This window comes from Agromyces sp. S2-1-8, from assembly GCF_021129215.1.
GTDB classification, from domain to species: domain Bacteria; phylum Actinomycetota; class Actinomycetes; order Actinomycetales; family Microbacteriaceae; genus Agromyces; species Agromyces chromiiresistens.
Window position 1 is genome coordinate 2,052,644 of record NZ_JAJOLP010000001.1, and the last position, 16,341, is coordinate 2,068,984.

Genomic DNA, 16,341 nt, shown 5'->3' on the forward strand with positions numbered 1-16,341 from the left:
GTGATGACTTCCCCCCAGCACGGCCGCCGCGCGGCCGCCCCCGTTCCTGCCCGCCGCCCCGCACGTCGCCCAGCGACCGCTCGCCAAGCGCTCTCGATCGCCGCGATGGGCTTCGTCGGCGCGATGATCGTCGCGACGAGCGTGCCCGCCCTCGCCGTGACCGCGACCGATGCCGAGTCCCGCGCGTCGGTCTATGCCCCCGTCGAAGACACCGTGAGCTTCACCCCGCAACACGTCGAGGTCGGTGCCGACGCCGTCGAGGCGACGCTCGCGGCCGAGTCGTACGACGTCGTCAAGGCGCCGCCGCCCATCGTCTCGCAGGTCGCGGGGCTCGGCTCGGTGTCGATCATCGAGTCCGACGTGGTCGTGTGGCCGGTGCAGAACCCCGACCGCCGCAGCGGCGGCTACGGCCCGCGCGATGCACCCTGCGCGGGCTGCTCGACGTTCCACGACGGGGTCGACTTCACGCCCGGCGACGGCACGCCGGTCATGTCGATCGCCGACGGCGTCGTCGTGAAGGCGACCGAGAACGGCGGCGGCCTGGGCGTCAACGTCGAGGTCGAGCACAACATCGGCGGCGAGCTCGTCACGAGCTCGTACGCGCACATGCAGTTCGGCTCGATCGCGGTGTCGGTCGGTCAGCGCGTGGCCGCCGGCCAGCAGCTCGGCCTCGTCGGCACGACCGGCCAGTCGACCGGCCCGCACCTGCACCTCGAGATGTTCGGTGCCGACGGGGCCCGGTTCGACGGGTTCGCCTGGCTCGCCGCCCACATCGGCTGACGTCCTCTCGGGTGGTCGAGGAGCGCCGACGATCGCCGGTCTCGATACGCGTGCTCCGTCGGCGCGCGCTCCTCGGCCGCTCGGCGTCCTACGCCCCGGTGAAGCGGGGTTCCCGCTTCTCGATGAACGCCGAGACCCCCTCGCGCATGTCGGCCGTTCGGAACGCATCGCCGAAGCCCGCGATCTCCAGATCGCTCGCCGTCGCGGTCGGCATCCCCGTCGCATCGACGAGCACGCGCTTCGCGAGGCCCACGGCCGGGGCGGCGTTCTGCGACACGAGCGCGATCGTCTCGCGCGCGCCGGCGAACATCGACTCGCGGTCGGCGAAGCGGCGGGCGACGAGCCCCGCCGCGACGGCCTCGTCGATGCCGATGCGGCGGCCGGTGTAGATCAGTTCCTTCGCGAGGGCGAGGCCGATCGTGCGGGGCAGTCGCACCGTACCGCCGAAGCCCGGGATGAGTCCGAGATGCACCTCGGGCTGGCCGAACGCCGAGGCGTCGGTCGCGTAGATGAAGTCGCACGCGAGCGCCATCTCGAGCCCGCCCCCCAGCGCGAACCCGTCGACGCAGGCGATGACGGGAACCGGCAGCGCCTCGATCGCGGCGGCGACCCGGTGGCCGGCGCGTGCAGCCGCCTCGCCCTCCTCGGGGGTGAGGCCGGCCATCGCCCGGATGTCGGCGCCGGCGATGAACGCTCGTCCGCCCGCGCCGGTCAGCAGCACGCCGCGCACCGCCGCACCGTCGCCGGCGATCTCGTCGGCGAACCCGGTGAACGCCGTCTCGAGCGCGGCGAGCACGGCGGGGGAGAGGGCGTTGAGTGCCTTCGGCCGGTCGATCGTGACGACGGCGAGGTCGGCGTCGCGTTCGACCCGCACCTCGGGGACGTCGGTCGGGGCGGCGGTCGTGGCGTCGGTCATCGTCGATCCTCTCGGTGCTTCGGTGCGTGCCGACCACGCTACGGCATCGGCTCCCGCGGGCGCTGCGCCGGCGGTCGCCGGCGCAAGCCCACCGAGGGCCCGCCCCGGTAGACTCGTCGCATGCCGTCGACCCCCACCCCTGCCGCCCGATGAGCGACGTCGTGCGCCACGAGTCGCCGTCGATCGCCGCCCGTGTCGGCGCGCTCGTCGTCGCCGCACTCGTCGGCGCCGTCTACGGCGCGATCGCCACGGTCGGCCACCGGCAGGTGCTCCGCATCGGTGACGCGGTGATCCCGTGGGGCCTCGTCGTCGCGATCATCGGCATCGCCGCCCTCCTCGTCGGCATCCGGCTCGTGACCCGGGGCCGCGCGATCACGGCCGCCGCGGCGGCCGGCCTCGTGGTGATGGTCGCCGTGCTCACCTACCTGCCCGGGCCGGGCGGCTCGGTGCTCGTCGTCGGCGACCTCCTCGGCACCGTCTGGTCGTTCGCGCCCGCGCTCATCGCCGTGCTCGTCGTCGCGTGGCCCGAGTTGCCGTCGCGGGCCCGAGCCCGCGCATAGACTGAAGATCCAGCCTCTCCGAAGGAGCACGAACCACCGTGACCTATGTCATCGCCCTCCCGTGCGTCGATGTGAAAGACCGTGCGTGCATCGACGAGTGCCCCGTCGACTGCATCTACGAGGGTGAGCGCTCGCTCTACATCCACCCCGACGAGTGCGTCGACTGCGGCGCGTGCGAGCCGGTGTGCCCGGTCGAGGCGATCTACTACGAGGACGACCTGCCCGACGAGTGGTCCGACTACTACAAGGCGAACGTCGAGTTCTTCGACGACATCGGCTCGCCCGGCGGTGCCGCGAAGGTCGGCGTCATCGCGAAGGACCACCCGATCATCGCGGCGCTTCCGCCGCAGGCGCACTAGTCGGCGAGGTTCCGACCGTGGCGCGGGGCGAACTGCCCGACTATCCGTGGGACCTCATGGTCCCGTACCGCGAGCGGGCGGCCGCCCACCCCGACGGGGTGGTCGACCTCTCGATCGGGTCGCCCGTCGACGAGACGCCCGCGATCGTGCGCGAGGCGCTCGCCGCCTCGACCGACGCTCACGCGTATCCGCAGACCGTCGGCTCCGACCTGCTGCGCGACGAGATCGTCGCGTGGTTCGCCCGGCGTCGCGGCGTGACCGGGCTCACCCGCGAGAACGTGCTGCCCACGGTCGGCTCGAAGGAGCTCGTGGCGCTGCTGCCGTTCCTGCTCGGGCTCGGCGAGGGCGACGTCGTCGTGCACCCGAAGGCCGCGTACCCGAGCTACGAGATGGGTGCGGTGCTCGCCGGCGCGACGGCGATGGCGAGCGACGACCCCGCCGAATGGCCCGACGCGACGAGGCTCGTCTGGCTCAACAGCCCCGGCAACCCCGACGGGCGCGTGCTCACGATCGACGAGCTCCGCACGGCGCGCGAGCGCGCCCTCGAGCTCGACGCGGTCATCGTCGGCGACGAGTGCTACGCCGAGCTCGGGTGGGAGGGCGAGTGGGCCGAGGGCGCGGTGCCGAGCCTGCTCGACCCCAGGGTGGTCGGCGACAGCCGGCGGAACACGCTCGTCGCGTACTCCCTCTCCAAGCAGTCGAACATGGCGGGCTACCGCACCGCGTTCATCGCAGGGTGCCGCACGGTCGTCGGCCGGCTCACGAACGTGCGCAAGCACGCCGGGCTCATGCTCGCCCAGCCGCTGCAGCAGGCGATGATCGCAGCCCTCCGCGACGATGCGCACGTGGCCGAGCAGAAGGAGCGCTACCGAGCGCGCCGCGCGCAGCTCAAGCCGGCGCTCGAGGCGGCCGGCTTCCGCATCGACCGCAGCGACGCCGGCCTCTACCTGTGGGCGACCGAGGGGCGCGACGCGTGGGAGTCGATCGGCCGGCTCGCCGACCTCGGCATCATCGGGGGCCCCGGCCACTTCTACGGCGTGCACCACCCCGAGCACGTGCGCCTGTCGCTCACGGCGACCGACGAGCGCATCGCCGCGGCGGCGTCGCGCCTGCGTGCGGCGGCCGGCTCGTAGCATCCCGACACGAACCCGGCGCGGCGCAGTGTCAGGTGCCGCCAATGTATACAGCGATCTCTTGGCGGATGCGACAGTGTGCCTCCGGCACGTCTAGGCTGTAGGTCGGACCGTGGCCGACCCTACGCCGCGAGCCCGAAAGGCAGGTGACCGCGCAAGTGACGATCACAGGAGGCGCCGTGAGCGACGTCGTGAACCCCGCGGCGGGGCAGAACCCCGAGACCGCGACCCTCAGCTTCCCCGGCGGCACCGCCGAGTTCCCCGTGCGCCCCGCGGTCGACGGCAATGCGAGCATCGACCTGTCGACGCTGACGCGCCAGACGGGGCTCACCGCGCTCGACTACGGATTCGTCAACACCGCATCGACGCGGTCGGCGATCACCTACATCGACGGCGAGCAGGGCATCCTGCGCTACCGGGGCTACCCGATCGAAGAGCTCGCCGAGCACTCGACCTACCTCGAGGTCGCCTGGCTGCTCATCTACGGCCAGCTGCCGACCGCCGACCAGCTCGGCGAGTTCGATGAGAAGGTGCGCCGCCACACGCTGCTGCACGAAGACCTCAAGCGCTTCTTCTCGGCGCTGCCGCACACGGCGCACCCGATGTCGGTGCTGTCGAGCGCGGTCGCGGCCCTCTCGACCTACTACGAGGACTCGTCCGACCCGCACGATCTCGACCACGTCGAGCTCACGACGCTGCGCCTGCTCGCGAAGCTGCCGGTGATCGCCGCCTACGCCCACAAGAAGAGCGTCGGCCAGGCGTTCCTCTACCCCGACAACTCGCTGAACTTCGTCGAGAACTTCCTGCGGCTGAACTTCGGCAACATGGCCGAGCCGTATCGCATCGACCCGACGCTCGCGAAGGCGCTCGACCGGCTGCTCATCCTGCACGAGGACCACGAGCAGAACGCGTCGACCTCGACCGTGCGCCTCGTCGGCTCGACCGGTGCGAACCTCTACTCGTCGATCTCGGCGGGCATCCAGGCACTCTCGGGCCCGCTGCACGGCGGCGCCAACGAGGCCGTGCTGCAGATGCTCGGCCGGATCCAGGAGTCGGGCGAGGGCGTCGCCCGCTTCGTCGAGCGCGTCAAGAACAAGGAAGACGGCGTGAAGCTCATGGGCTTCGGGCACCGCGTCTACAAGAACTACGACCCGCGGGCGAAGATCGTCAAGGAGTCGGCCGACGCCGTGCTCGAGAGCCTCGGCATCGACGACCCGCTGCTCGACATCGCGAAGGAGCTCGAGCAGTTCGCCTTGCAGGACGACTACTTCAAGGAGCGCCGGCTCTACCCGAACGTCGACTTCTACACGGGCGTCATCTACAAGGCGATGGGCTTCCCGACGCGCATGTTCACCGTGCTGTTCGCGATCGGCCGCCTGCCCGGCTGGATCGCCCACTGGCGCGAGATGAACCTCGACCCGCAGACCAAGATCGGTCGCCCGCAGCAGCTCTACACGGGTGAGCCGGTGCGGCACTACCCGGGCGCCTGAGCCCGGCGCGTCGGGCGCACGAACGACGAGGGTCCCGATTCCGGTGGAATCGGGACCCTTCGCGTCGGCCGATCAGGCCGCGTCGACGAGTTCGGCCGTCGGCGAGGCATCCAGTTCGTCGAGGCGCGCCGTACGGGGCGCTCGCCCGACCGCGAGCACGATGACCGCGGCGAGCACCGCCATCAGCGCGACCGTGAGCCACGCGATGTCGTAGCCCGTCTGCGTCGGGGCGGCCGTGCCGCCCGCGCTGCCGAAGACGATGGTGCTCACGAGGGCCGATCCGATCGCCGAGCCGATCGTGCGGAGGTTCGCGTTCACGCCGGTCGCCACGCCGGTGCGGTCGGCGGGTACGCTCTCGACGACGATGCTCGCCGCCGAGGCGTAGGCGAGCCCGATGCCGACGCCGAACACGCCGCCGGCGACCGCGAGCTTCCACACCGCGTCGTGGTCGAACACGGCGAACCCGACGCCTGCGGCCATGAGCAGTGCGCCGCCCGCGAGCATGAGGCGAAGCGGGATGACGCGGCTGAGCGCCCCGGCGGCGAAGCCGACGCCCGACATGCCGATGAGCAGCGGCAGCAGGGCGAGCCCCGCGGCCTGCACGTCGAGGCCGAGCCCCCAGCCGGCCGTCGTCTCGAGGAACTGCGGCAGGTAGCCCCAGAACCCGAATGCCGCGGCGCCGAGCAGCAGTGACGCCGCATTGACCGGCCAGAGCTCACGGGCGAAGAGCAGGCGCAGGTCGACGAGCGGCTCGGCCGAGCGCAGCTCGGTGACCGCCCAGGCGGCCATCAGCAGGGCGGCGAGCACGAACAGGCCGATCGTGAGCGGCGACCCCCAGCCCCAGCGGGCGCCGGAGCTGAGCGGGACGAGGAGGGCGACGAGCCAGCCCGACAGCAGCACGCCGGCGAGCACGTTCACCCGACCGGTCGCGCGGGTGCCGGTCGCCGGCACGAGGAGCGCGACGAGCACGATGCCCGCGATCGCGGTGATGAGCGGGACGGCGAACACCGCGCGCCAGCTGAGCACGCCGGCGATCGGGCCGGCGAGCACGCTGCCCGCGGCGCCGCCGATGCCGATGATCGCGCTCGTCGCGCCGATCGCGCCGGTGAGGCGTTCGCGCGGCATGACGTCGCGCAGCAGGCCGAACGCGAGGGGGAACAGCGCCCCGCCCACCCCCTGCAGGATGCGGCCCGCGATGAGGGTCGTGAGGTCGGGTGCGACCGCGGCGACGATGTCGCCCACGGCGACGACCGCGAGCACGGCGAGGAAGGTGGCGCGGCGCCCGCGGAGGTCGCCGATGCGACCGAGCAGGGGAGTGGCGACGGCGGCCGCGATGAGCCAGGCCGTGTTGGTCCACGAGGCCGTGTCGGCGGCGACGCCGAAGTCGGCGGCGATGGTCGGGATGACGGGGATGACGAGATTCTGGAGCAGCGCGAGCGAGGCGACGCTCACGGCGATGGCCGCGAAAGCGGCGCGTGAGGTGGTTGACACTGCGGACCCTTCGGTCAGGTGCGCGAACGCGAGGAGCGAGGTAAAGTGGAGTATGGCTCCGAGTGGAGGAAGCCTCCGGTTATCGACGAAGACGACATTACCGGAGGGGGCCTCCGTTTCGCAAGGGGTCCACTGGAATTCGTCGGCGGCACGTCACCTGCCCGCCGCAACCGGCAGAGGAGTTGAGCGCGGAATGACCGAGGTGCTGCGGGTGCACACCCTCGAGGCGCGGCGGCCCCGCCGTGCCGACGCCGCGCGCAACTTCGACGCGCTCGTCGCGGCGGGGCGGCAGGCGTTCGCCGAAGACGGCTCGTCGGCCTCGCTCGAGGACATCGCCCGGCGCGCCGGGGTCGGCATCGGCACGCTCTACCGCAACTTCCCGACCCGAGACGACCTCATCGAGACGCTCTACCTGGGCGAGGTCGAGGCGCTCGCCCAGGCGGCCGACGAGGTCTCGGCGCTCGAGCCGTGGCCCGCGCTCGAGACCTGGCTCGACCGATTCGTCTCGTACGTGGGCACCAAGCACGCCCTGCTCGAGGGGCTCAACCGCGAGTCGTCCGTGCTCGGCGAATGCCGGTCGATCATGCTGGGCGCCGGCGAGCCGCTGCTCGCGCGCGCCCAGGCCGCCGGCGAGGTGCGCGACGACGTCACCATCGGCGACGTCGTGAAGCTCGTCTCGGGAGTCGCGGCCGTGTCGTCGTTCGACGACGAGGCGCAGCGCAGTCGTGTGCTCGGGCTCGCGATCAACGCGATCCGCACCTGACCGCGCGGTCGGGGAGCGACGCGGGAGCGTCGGGGGAGCCACGGCACGGCGACGCCCCCGATACCGCGCAGAGCGTCTACTCGACCGCGCGGAGCAGCAGCGTGTCGCGCGCCGACGCGACGATCGCGTCGAGCGTGAACGGCCACTGCCGCGTCTCGCCCCGTTGCCAGAGCGGTGCCTGGTCGTCGTAGTTCGGGTGGAACGCGTGCCCCGAGGCGCCGGTGAGGTTGATCCACGTCGATCGGTCGACGTCGTCGAGGTCGACGACCATGCGCATCGACGGCACCCAGTCGACGCCGTACCCCTGCGAGGCGTCCCATCCGATCGCGTTCACGATCGCCGATCCGCCGCCGAGCTCGTACGGCCCGCGGTTGAACAGCCATTCGATGGGCGCGACGCCCGACTCGCCGAAGCTCTGGTTGGTGAGCGTCAGCGTGTGCAGGTCGCCCCACCGCCAGTCGGCGGCATCGTCGCCCATGAGGTCGGCCGCCTCGTCCCACGCCTCGTCGAGCGCCTTCGCGATCGCCGCGTCACGAGCCGGTACCTCGCCGGATGCCTCGCCCCACCACGACGAGTCGGGCTGGCCGAGCAGGGTGCCCACGACCGTGAACCATCGGTCGCCGCCCTGCGGCAGGGTCTCGGCGGGCAGCCCGCCGAACATGTCGTCGAGGAGCGTCCGCCAGAACACGTTGAAGTACGCGGCCTCGGCGCTGTCGGCGTCGGCGTGCCCGTTCCAGCCGTCGAGCAGCTCGGCGCCGCGAGCGGCGTCGCCCGAGAGGTCGAGCTCCGCGATCACCGGCAGGAACCGGGCGGCGTTCGCATCGGACGTGTCGAGCTGGATCGACGACATGTCGTCGGCGGTGAGCTTCGCTCCGCCCGCGAGCGCCGCGCGGAGTCGCGAGTCGATCCCGGTGGCGCGGTAGCCGTAGTCCCAGTCCTTCGTCAGCAGCGGGCCGTCGGGTCCGGCGGCCGCGTTGTTCGCCGTCACGATGTACCCGGCGGGCGGGTTCTGCACGCTCGGGAGCTCGTCGAACGGCAGCATGCCGCTCCAGCCGTTGGCGCTCGTCCACCCGGGCAGCGGCATCGTGCCGTCGCCCGACTTGCGGAGCGGGATCTTGCCGGGCGCCTGATAGCCGATGTTGCCCTCGTCGTCGGCGTAGATGAGGTTCTGCGCCGGCACGTCGAAGAGCGACGCCGCGTGGCGGAAGCCGTCCCAGTCGCGCGCGCGGTCGAGCGCGAAGATCGCCTGGGCGGTCGTGCCGGGCGTGAGCGCGGTCCACTGCAGGGAGACCTGCAGGTCGGAGGCCTCGTCGGGGGATGCCGCGGCTGCGGCATCCGCGACGGCCGTGAAGTCGCTCCCGATGCCGGTGACGATGGGACCGCGACCGGTCGAGCGCACCGTGATGGTCACCGGGTCGCCGCCCGCGACCTCGATCACCTCCTCGCGGAGGGTGAGCGGCACCATCGCGCCGTCGAGCTCGTACGAGTCGCCCTCGACCCGCTCGAGGTAGAGGTCGGCGACATCGGGGCCGAGGTTCGTGAACCCCCACGCGATGCGTTCGTTGTGCCCGATGATCACGCCCGGCAGCCCCGAGAACGTGTAGCCGGCCACGTCGAACGCGCAGTCGTCGGTGATCTCGGTGCAGTGCAGGCCCATCTGCGCCCAGATCGACGGCATCGCCGGGCCGAGGTGGGGGTCGTTGGCCAGGAGCGGCTTGCCGCTCTCGGTGAGACTGCCGGAGACGACCCACGAGTTCGAGCCGATGTCGCCGCCCTCGGGACCGAGCAGTTCGGGGAGGTCGTCGAGGGCTGCGGCGAGCGAGGTCAACGGGGCGGCGTACCCTGGCGCCGAGGCATCCGTCGTCGTGGTCGTGACCGGTGTCGCGAGCGGTGCGCCGTCGGCATCGAGCAGCCGGCTCCCGGTCGCCGCCGGAGCGGCGGCGATCGGTCCGCCGACGATCGTCGGCATCTGCCCCCAGGCGTAGTCGGGGTGGAGCTCGGCGACCTGCTCGGGCGTCAGCTCGGTCGTGAGCAGGGCGCGGTCGATCTCGTCGCCGAGGTTCGAGCGCAGGTCCCACGCCATGGCCTTGAGCCAGGCGATCGAGTCCACCGGCGTCCACGGCTCGGGGGAGTAGCCGGGGTTCTGCAGCCCGAGCACGGCGTACTCGAGCGAGAGGTCGGCGCCCGAGTGCTCGTCGAGGTAGGCGTTGACGCCCGCGGCGTAGGCGTCGTAGTAGGCGCGCGACTCCTCGTCGAGCAGCTCGTACTCCTGCTCGGCGATGCCGCGCCAGTCGAGGGTGCGGATGAACGTGTCGGTGCCGACCTGCGACTCGCCGAAGAGCTCCGCGAGCCGGCCCGCCGTCACGTGGCGGCGGAAGTCCATCTCCCAGAACCGGTCCTGCGCGTGCACGTAGCCCTGTGCGAAGAAGAGGTCGTGGCTCGTGTCGCCGACGATCTGGGGGATGCCTGCCTCGTCGCGGTAGACGGTGACGTCGGTGTCGAGCCCCCGCACGTCGATGCGTCCGCTCGTCGTGGGGAATGAGCGCTGCACCGTCCACCAGCCGATGCCGGCCCCGACGACCGCGAGCACGAGCACGGCGACCAGGAGGCCGATGAGGAAGCTCAGGCCTCGATGGCGGCTGGTTCTCGGGGCGTCGGTACCCACGTCACTCCTTCGTGATGCGCATGACGAGGGCCGCCACTCGGCGGCCTCGGAGCACCACTGTACCCCGAGCCAGTGGGGCGCATGACCCACGTCCCGCCCGTCGAGGAGCGCCCGGGGAGTGGGATGCGGAGGGCGATGCGCCCCTACGCGTGCAGTGCCGAGTTGAGCACGATGCCGTGCCCGTCGCGTGCGAGCACCTCGACCCGGCCGCTCAGCGAGTTGCGCCGGAACAGCAGGCTCGGCTGTCCCGACAGCTCGACCGCCTTCACGGTGCGCTCGTCGCCGTCGTCGCCCAGGATGACGACCTTCGTGCCCGCGGTCACGTAGAGTCCGGCCTCGACGACCGAGTCGTCGCCGATCGAGATGCCGATGCCCGAGTTCGCGCCGAGCAGCGCCCGTTCGCCGATCTCGACGCGCTGGGTGCCGCCGCCAGACAGGGTGCCCATGATCGAGGCGCCGCCGCCGATGTCGCTGCCGTCGCCGACGACGACGCCCTGCGAGATGCGGCCCTCGACCATCGAGGTGCCGAGCGTGCCGGCGTTGAAGTTCACGAAGCCCTCGTGCATGACGGTCGTGCCGGGAGCGAGGTGCGCGCCCAGGCGCACGCGCGAGGCGTCCGCGATGCGCACCCGCTCGGGCGTCACGTAGTCGAGGAGGCGCGGGAACTTGTCGAGCCCCGTCGCGTGGATGCCCGCGCGCTGGAGCGCCGGCCGCAGGCGGTCGAAGTCGGCCGGGTGCACGGGGCCGGCGTTCGTCCACACGACGGCGGGAAGGTGGGCGAAGACGCCGTCGAGGTTGACCGTGTTCGGGGCCGCGAGCAGGTGCGAGAGCACGTGCAGCCGCAGGTAGGCGTCGGCGGTGCCCCCGGGCGCTGCGTCGAGGTCGATCGTGAGCTCGACGACCTCCACGCGCACGTTGCGGCGGGCGTCGTCGCCCGCGAGGGCCGCGTGCTCGGGGGCGAGGGGGGATGCCTCCGCGCCGAGCCGAGGCCTCGGGAACCACGCGTCGAGCACCGTGCCGTCGCCGGCGATCGTCGTGAGCCCGGCGGCGGAGGCCGTGCGGGCAGGGCGGATGGCGTCGTCGTTCGCGGGCATGCTCCAAGGGTAGCGAGCGGCGGCGGGCGCTGCCGCGTGTGACGCCGGGCGTCCGTCGTACGTCGAGCGCCGATCGAGCGGGATCCAGGTTGGACACCCGTGGTCGGAGTCTGATAGCTTCCACCGTATGACAGCGCTGTCTTAGGAACAGACGACGGGCCGACGGAAGGAGCACCGTGACCGGCAACCGGGTAGCGACCATCGAACTCGGCGGGACCCACGTCGCCGTCGCCGTCATCGACCTCGCCGCTCGTGCGATCGTCGGGGGCACCCACCTGACCCGGCCCCTGAACTCCGGCGGGAGCGCCGACGACATCCTCGACGCCATCGCCGCCGCCGCCCGCGTGCTCGGATCCGAGCACGGGGGGCGTTGGGCCGTCGCAGTGCCCGGTCCGTTCGACTTCGCCGCCGGCATCGCGCGGTACACCGGCGTGGGGAAGTTCGACTCGCTGTACGGCATCGACCTGCGCGCACGGCTCGCCGACGCCCTCGACGCGGAGCCGAGCTCGTTCACGTTCGTCAACGACGCGGACGCGTTCGCACTCGGCGAGTACGCGGCCGGCGCCGCCCGCGGCCTGTCGAGATTCTGCTGCGTCACGCTCGGCACCGGCGTCGGCTCCGGATGGGTCGTCGCGGGTGAACGGACCGACGGCGCCGCTCCGGGCGGCGAGGTGCATCTGCTCGAGTTCGAGGGGCAGCGCATCGAGGCGCGGATGTCGCGCCGGGCCATCAGGGCCGCCTACTCGCGGAGGACGGGCCGATCGGAAGCCGTGCCCGACGTGAAGGAGATCGCCGACCTGGCCCGCGGCGGCGATCCGATCGCGCGCGACGTGCTCGAGGACGCGTTCTCGTTCCTCGGGCGAGCGCTCGACGGTCCGCTCGCCCGATTCGATGCCGACGCGCTCATCATCGGCGGGACGATCGCCCGCTCGTGGGACCTCCTCGAGCCGGCGCTGTCCTCGGGGCTCCGCCGACCGGGCTTCCCGGTCATCCGGGCGGAGCTCTCGGACGAGGCGCCGATGATCGGCGCCGCGTACGCGGCGCACTCCGCCGACGCGGCGATGCTCGGCGCTCGCGGACGCTGAGCCCGATCCGCCCGTCGCCCTCCGTCGGCGCGAGGAGTCGTCGTCGTGCGCGCAGACCCTCCGACCACCCGCGAATAGACTCGGGGAATGCCCTCCGCGATCCCCGATTCGCTCGACCTCACCGCCGACGCCGTCGCCATCACGCAGGCGATCTGCGACATCCGCAGCGTCTCGGGCGACGAGACCCCGTTGGCCGACCTCATCGAGCGGGCGCTCGCCGAGGCATCCCACCTCGAGGTCGTCCGCGACGGCGACACGGTCGTCGCGCGCACGAACCTCGGGCGCGAGCGCCGCGTCGTGATCGCCGGGCACATCGACACGGTGCCGATCAACGAGAACCTGCCGACGCGGTTCGAGACGATCGACGGCGTCGAGTACCTGTGGGGCCGCGGCACCGTCGACATGAAGGCCGGCGTCGCGGTGCAGCTGAAGCTCGCCCTCGAGCTCACCGATCCCATCGTCGACCTCACCTGGATGTGGTACGACCACGAAGAGGTCGCCGCCTCGCTCAACGGGCTCGGTCGGCTCTCGCGCAATCGCCCCGAGCTGTTCGAGGGCGACTTCGCGATCCTCGGCGAGCCGTCGAACGGGCAGGTCGAGGGCGGCTGCAACGGCACCCTGCGGGCCGAGGTGCGCACGACGGGCCTGCGGGCGCACTCCGCACGCAGCTGGGTCGGCGACAACGCGATCCACAAGCTCGCGCCCGCGCTCACGCGCCTCGCCGAGTACGAGGCCGAGACGGTCGAGGTCGATGGGCTCGCCTACCGCGAGGGCCTCAACGGCGTGCTCGTCGAGGGCGGCGTCGCGGGCAACGTCATCCCCGACTCGGCCGTGCTCACCGTGAACTACCGCTTCGCCCCGAGCCGCAGCGTCGCCGAGGCGTCCGCCCTCGTCCGCGCCGTGTTCGAGGGCTTCGACGTCGACATCGTCGACAGCGCCGAGGGTGCGCGGCCGGGCCTCGACGCCCCTCTCGCGCAGCAGTTCGTCGCCGCGGTCGGCGCCGAGGCGCGGCCGAAGTACGGCTGGACGGATGTCGCGCGCTTCAGCGCCCTCGGCATCCCGGCCGTGAACTTCGGCCCGGGCGATCCCTTGAAGGCGCACGCCGATGACGAGCGCGTGCAGGTCGCCCAGATCCTCGACACCGAGCGGGCGCTGCGGGCCTGGCTCACCGGGGCATGAGCGCAGACTCCGTGAACTCGGGGTCGGCGGTGCGCGAACCCGATCCGTACCGGGTGTCCCGCCGGTCGCTGCGCGTGCGCTGGCGGCTGCTCCCGTGGTGGGTCAAGGTCACGCTCGTCTACCTCGCCGCCCGGGTGCTGACGACGATCATGGTGATCGAGGTGGCGCGGCAGCAGGGGCCCAATTCCTGGACGGGCGCGAAGCCCGGCTACCTCGACTTCGCGAGCCTGTGGGACGCCCGCTGGTACGAGATCATCGGCATCGGCGGCTATCCGCGCGAGCTGCCGCTCGCCGACGACGGCCACGTGGCTGAGAACGCGTGGGCATTCCTGCCGCTCTACCCGGGCGCGACCGAGGCCGCGACCCTGCTCGGCCTGCCGTGGAAGCTCGCGGCCGTCATCGTCGCGGTCACCGCCGGCTACGGCGCCGCACTCGTCCTGCACCGGCTCATGTCGCGCTTCCTCGAACCCGACCGGGCGCTGTTCGCCGTGGTGCTGTTCTCGATCGCCCCGGTGTCGCCGATCATGCAGTTCGGGTACGCCGAATCGCTCGGGTTCCTCTGGGTCGCGCTCGCGCTGCTCCTGCTGGTCGATCGACGGTACGGATGGCTCGTACCGGTCGTCCTCGCGTGGGCGTTCACCCGACCCGGGGCGCTCGCGTTCGCGCTCACCCTCGGATTGCACTTCGTGTGGCGCTGGTGGCACCGCGACCGCGACCCGTTCCCGCCGCGCGAGCAGCTCGTCGTGATCGGAGTGGGGCTCTTCACCGTGCTCGCGGGGTTCGCATGGCCGCTCATCGTGTGGGGCGTGACCGGGCAGGTCGACGGGTACACCGAGACCGAGCTGGCCTGGCGGTCGGCGTACATCGGCAGGCAGGAGCTCGTGCCGCTCACGCCCTGGTTCCAGGGCGGGGCGTGGTGGGCGACCTGGGTCGGGCTGCCGGCCTGGGTGGGCATCGCCGCCGTCGGCGTGCTCGCGGTCGGGTTCGCGGCGATGCTGTTCCTGCCTGCGGTGCGCCGGCTCGGCGTCGACATCCGGTTCTGGCTCGCGAGCTACGGCCTGTACCTCTTCGCGGTGTTCTTCCCGCAGTCGTCGACGTTCCGCATCCTCGCGCCGCTGTTCCCGATCGTGGGTGCGCTCGCGGTGCCGAGGGCGCGATGGTACCGGTGGTCGATCGTGCTGCTGCTCATCGCGCTCCAATACTGGTGGCTCGCCGGGGTCTGGCGCGTCGACGACTACGACTGGACGCCTCCCTGATCGGGGCAGGAATCCTGACATCCGGGGTGGGCGAAACGCCGGTGAACAGGGGGCGAATCAGGGTCGACCGCTCATCCACAACTTCGCGGCGATTTCACAGCAACGCTCGGGATGTCCGATAATGGAATCTCAGCAGCGAAAGGGGAGCTCAATGGCGGCCATGAAGCCACGCACCGGAGACGGGCCTATGGAGGCTGTGAAGGAGGGGCGACTCATCATCGTGCGCGTGCCGCTCGAGGGTGGAGGGCGCCTCGTCGTCTCGGTGAACGACGCTGAGGCCAAGGAGCTCTACGACGTCCTCGGCGGCGTCGTGAACCCTGCCTGAGTCATACGCACTGTTCGAGCCCCGAGAGCGTTCTCGGGGCTCGTGGCGTTAAGGGGCGCTCAGGCGCCGAGCTTGACGATCTGCAGCAGGCCGTCGCCGGCGGGCGAGATCGCGGTCGCGACCGCCGTCGACGAGGCGAGTTCGGTGATGAGCGTGCGGAACGCGCTCGCCGCTTCGTCTCGCTTGGCCGGGTCGGCGACGCGGCCCTTCCAGAGGGCGCGCGCCACGAGCACGCTGCCGCCGGGCTTTGCGAGGCGGAGGCCGTGTTCGGCGTACTCGATCACCGACGGGGCGTCGGCGTCGACGAACACGATGTCGTACGAGCTCTCGTTCATGCGCGGGAGCACCTCGCTCGCGCGACCTGCGATGAGTCGCACGCGCGCCGCGGCGATGCCGGCGTCGGCGAAGTGCTGGCGGGCGTGCTGCTGGTACTCGTTCTCGGTGTCGATCGACGTGAGCATCGCGTGCCTGGCGGTCTGCAGCATCCAGAGTCCCGAGACGCCGAGCCCGGTGCCGACCTCGATGATGGAGCTCGCACGCGAGGCGGCGGCGATGACGGCGAGCTGGGCGCCCACCGCAGGGGAGACGGGATCGACCCCGAGCTCGAGCGACTGCTGACGCGCCTTGATGATCGGCTCGGACTCGACGACCGACTCGTCGACGTACTTCCAGTTCAGGTCGTGATCGGACACGGTTCGGCTCCCTGGTGGCTCTCTCGACACCCCAGCCTAGGGGGCCGGCGGCGTGGCGTTCGCATGCCTCGCCGCCGACTATCCTGTAGGGGTGTTCGGTCTGACGTTCGAGAAGCTCCTCATCATCGGGGTGATCGCCGTCTTCCTGCTCGGCCCCGAACGCCTGCCGCACTACGCGGCACAGCTCGGCCGGCTGGTGCGCTCGCTGCGGGACATGGCCAACGGCGCGAAAGACCGCATGCGCGAAGAGATGGGCCCCGACTTCGACGACGTCGACTGGAAGAAGCTCGACCCGCGCCAGTACGACCCGCGGCGCATCATCCGCGAGGCGCTCACCGACGTCGACCCGTTCGCCGAAGAGGCGGCGCCGACGCCGGTCGTGGCGCGCGCGGGCGTCAACGAGAACTCCGCCTACCTGCAGCGCAAGCGCAAGCGGGAGGCGCTCGGCGCGGGCGAGCCCGCTCCGTTCGACTCCGAGGCCACCTGATCGGCCGGGATGCCTCGTGCCCGAGGCATCCCGAAGCGCTCGTGACACGACCGACCGGGATGGCTC

At 71.8% G+C, this 16,341-nt stretch carries 16 protein-coding genes; 11 read left to right on the forward strand and 5 right to left on the reverse strand.

Features of this window, described 5'->3' with window-relative positions; translation table 11 throughout:
* Positions 1-3: 3 nt before the first annotated feature.
* Positions 4-780, forward strand: coding sequence for a M23 family metallopeptidase (locus LR269_RS09395; RefSeq protein ID WP_231430501.1), 777 nt, complete (start codon positions 4-6; stop codon positions 778-780).
* Positions 781-868: 88 nt separating this feature from the next.
* Here the strand turns inward: LR269_RS09395 and LR269_RS09400 are convergent, their stop codons facing one another.
* Positions 869-1,696, reverse strand: a complete 828-nt coding sequence (locus LR269_RS09400) for an enoyl-CoA hydratase/isomerase family protein (RefSeq protein ID WP_231430502.1) — start codon at positions 1,694-1,696, stop codon at positions 869-871.
* Between the two features lie 149 nt (positions 1,697-1,845).
* On the opposite strand from LR269_RS09400, the gene LR269_RS09405 reads away from it, so the two are divergent.
* From LR269_RS09405 to LR269_RS09420, 4 genes are all read left to right on the forward strand, one after another.
* The gene (locus LR269_RS09405; protein ID WP_231430503.1) at positions 1,846-2,256 is read left to right on the forward strand and encodes a histidinol dehydrogenase; all 411 of its coding nucleotides are present in this window, start codon (positions 1,846-1,848) and stop codon (positions 2,254-2,256) included.
* Positions 2,257-2,294: 38 nt separating this feature from the next.
* Entirely contained in the window at positions 2,295-2,615 is a 321-nt protein-coding gene (gene fdxA / locus LR269_RS09410) for a ferredoxin (RefSeq protein ID WP_231430504.1), read from the forward strand.
* 17 nt (positions 2,616-2,632) lie between these two features.
* The gene (gene dapC / locus LR269_RS09415; RefSeq protein ID WP_308191638.1) at positions 2,633-3,748 is read left to right on the forward strand and encodes a succinyldiaminopimelate transaminase; all 1,116 of its coding nucleotides are present in this window, start codon (positions 2,633-2,635) and stop codon (positions 3,746-3,748) included.
* 179 nt (positions 3,749-3,927) lie between these two features.
* The gene (locus LR269_RS09420; protein WP_231430505.1) at positions 3,928-5,238 is read left to right on the forward strand and encodes a citrate synthase; all 1,311 of its coding nucleotides are present in this window, start codon (positions 3,928-3,930) and stop codon (positions 5,236-5,238) included.
* 72 nt (positions 5,239-5,310) lie between these two features.
* Here LR269_RS09420 and LR269_RS09425 read toward each other — a convergent pair whose 3' ends face one another.
* Positions 5,311-6,783 (reverse strand): MFS transporter, encoded by a 1,473-nt coding sequence (locus LR269_RS09425; protein WP_308191674.1) that lies wholly within the window; start codon positions 6,781-6,783, stop codon positions 5,311-5,313.
* Positions 6,784-6,922: 139 nt separating this feature from the next.
* Between LR269_RS09425 and LR269_RS09430 the strand changes: the two genes are divergently transcribed.
* On the forward strand, positions 6,923-7,492 hold the full coding sequence (locus tag LR269_RS09430; protein WP_231430507.1) for a TetR/AcrR family transcriptional regulator: 570 nt from the start codon (positions 6,923-6,925) through the stop codon (positions 7,490-7,492).
* A 76-nt stretch (positions 7,493-7,568) separates the two neighbouring features.
* Here LR269_RS09430 and LR269_RS09435 read toward each other — a convergent pair whose 3' ends face one another.
* Positions 7,569-10,157 (reverse strand): penicillin acylase family protein, encoded by a 2,589-nt coding sequence (locus tag LR269_RS09435; RefSeq protein WP_231430508.1) that lies wholly within the window; start codon positions 10,155-10,157, stop codon positions 7,569-7,571.
* A gap of 143 nt (positions 10,158-10,300) precedes the next feature.
* A complete protein-coding gene (gene dapD, locus LR269_RS09440) occupies positions 10,301-11,251 on the reverse strand; it encodes a 2,3,4,5-tetrahydropyridine-2,6-dicarboxylate N-succinyltransferase (protein ID WP_231430509.1) in 951 nt (316 codons plus the stop codon).
* Between the two features lie 176 nt (positions 11,252-11,427).
* Here dapD and LR269_RS09445 point away from each other — a divergent pair, with 176 nt between their 5' ends.
* The 4 genes from LR269_RS09445 to LR269_RS09460 all read left to right on the forward strand — a co-directional run bounded on the left by LR269_RS09445 (position 11,428) and on the right by LR269_RS09460 (position 15,096).
* Positions 11,428-12,336 (forward strand): ROK family protein, encoded by a 909-nt coding sequence (locus LR269_RS09445; protein ID WP_231430510.1) that lies wholly within the window; start codon positions 11,428-11,430, stop codon positions 12,334-12,336.
* A gap of 87 nt (positions 12,337-12,423) precedes the next feature.
* Positions 12,424-13,515: a succinyl-diaminopimelate desuccinylase gene (gene dapE / locus LR269_RS09450; RefSeq protein WP_231430511.1), complete on the forward strand. Its 1,092-nt coding sequence runs from the start codon at positions 12,424-12,426 to the stop codon at positions 13,513-13,515.
* Positions 13,512-14,771: a hypothetical protein gene (locus tag LR269_RS09455; protein WP_231430512.1), complete on the forward strand. Its 1,260-nt coding sequence runs from the start codon at positions 13,512-13,514 to the stop codon at positions 14,769-14,771. Before dapE ends, LR269_RS09455 begins: the two co-directional genes overlap by 4 nt.
* A 151-nt stretch (positions 14,772-14,922) precedes the next feature.
* Positions 14,923-15,096 carry a DUF3117 domain-containing protein gene (locus LR269_RS09460; RefSeq protein ID WP_067875042.1) on the forward strand — a complete coding sequence of 58 codons (174 nt, stop codon included), beginning with the start codon at positions 14,923-14,925 and terminating at the stop codon, positions 15,094-15,096.
* 59 nt (positions 15,097-15,155) lie between these two features.
* Here LR269_RS09460 and LR269_RS09465 read toward each other — a convergent pair whose 3' ends face one another.
* The gene (locus LR269_RS09465; protein WP_231430513.1) at positions 15,156-15,788 is read right to left on the reverse strand and encodes an O-methyltransferase; all 633 of its coding nucleotides are present in this window, start codon (positions 15,786-15,788) and stop codon (positions 15,156-15,158) included.
* A 91-nt stretch (positions 15,789-15,879) separates the two neighbouring features.
* On the opposite strand from LR269_RS09465, the gene LR269_RS09470 reads away from it, so the two are divergent.
* Positions 15,880-16,275, forward strand: coding sequence for a sec-independent translocase (locus tag LR269_RS09470; RefSeq protein WP_231430515.1), 396 nt, complete (start codon positions 15,880-15,882; stop codon positions 16,273-16,275).
* Positions 16,276-16,341 lie beyond the last annotated feature (66 nt).

What these genes read in the sequence shown, in the direction of transcription:
- LR269_RS09430 (WP_231430507.1), top strand. Translation starts at nt 6,923, where the DNA reads ATGACCGAGGTGCTGCGGGTGCACACCCTCGAGGCGCGGCGGCCCCGC.
- LR269_RS09395 (WP_231430501.1), top strand. Translation starts at nt 4, where the DNA reads ATGACTTCCCCCCAGCACGGCCGCCGCGCGGCCGCCCCCGTTCCTGCC.
- LR269_RS09400 (WP_231430502.1), bottom strand. Translation starts at nt 1,696, where the DNA reads ATGACCGACGCCACGACCGCCGCCCCGACCGACGTCCCCGAGGTGCGG.
- LR269_RS09455 (WP_231430512.1), top strand. Translation starts at nt 13,512, where the DNA reads ATGAGCGCAGACTCCGTGAACTCGGGGTCGGCGGTGCGCGAACCCGAT.
- LR269_RS09405 (WP_231430503.1), top strand. Translation starts at nt 1,846, where the DNA reads ATGAGCGACGTCGTGCGCCACGAGTCGCCGTCGATCGCCGCCCGTGTC.
- LR269_RS09460 (WP_067875042.1), top strand. Translation starts at nt 14,923, where the DNA reads ATGGCGGCCATGAAGCCACGCACCGGAGACGGGCCTATGGAGGCTGTG.
- dapE (WP_231430511.1), top strand. Translation starts at nt 12,424, where the DNA reads ATGCCCTCCGCGATCCCCGATTCGCTCGACCTCACCGCCGACGCCGTC.
- dapD (WP_231430509.1), bottom strand. Translation starts at nt 11,251, where the DNA reads ATGCCCGCGAACGACGACGCCATCCGCCCTGCCCGCACGGCCTCCGCC.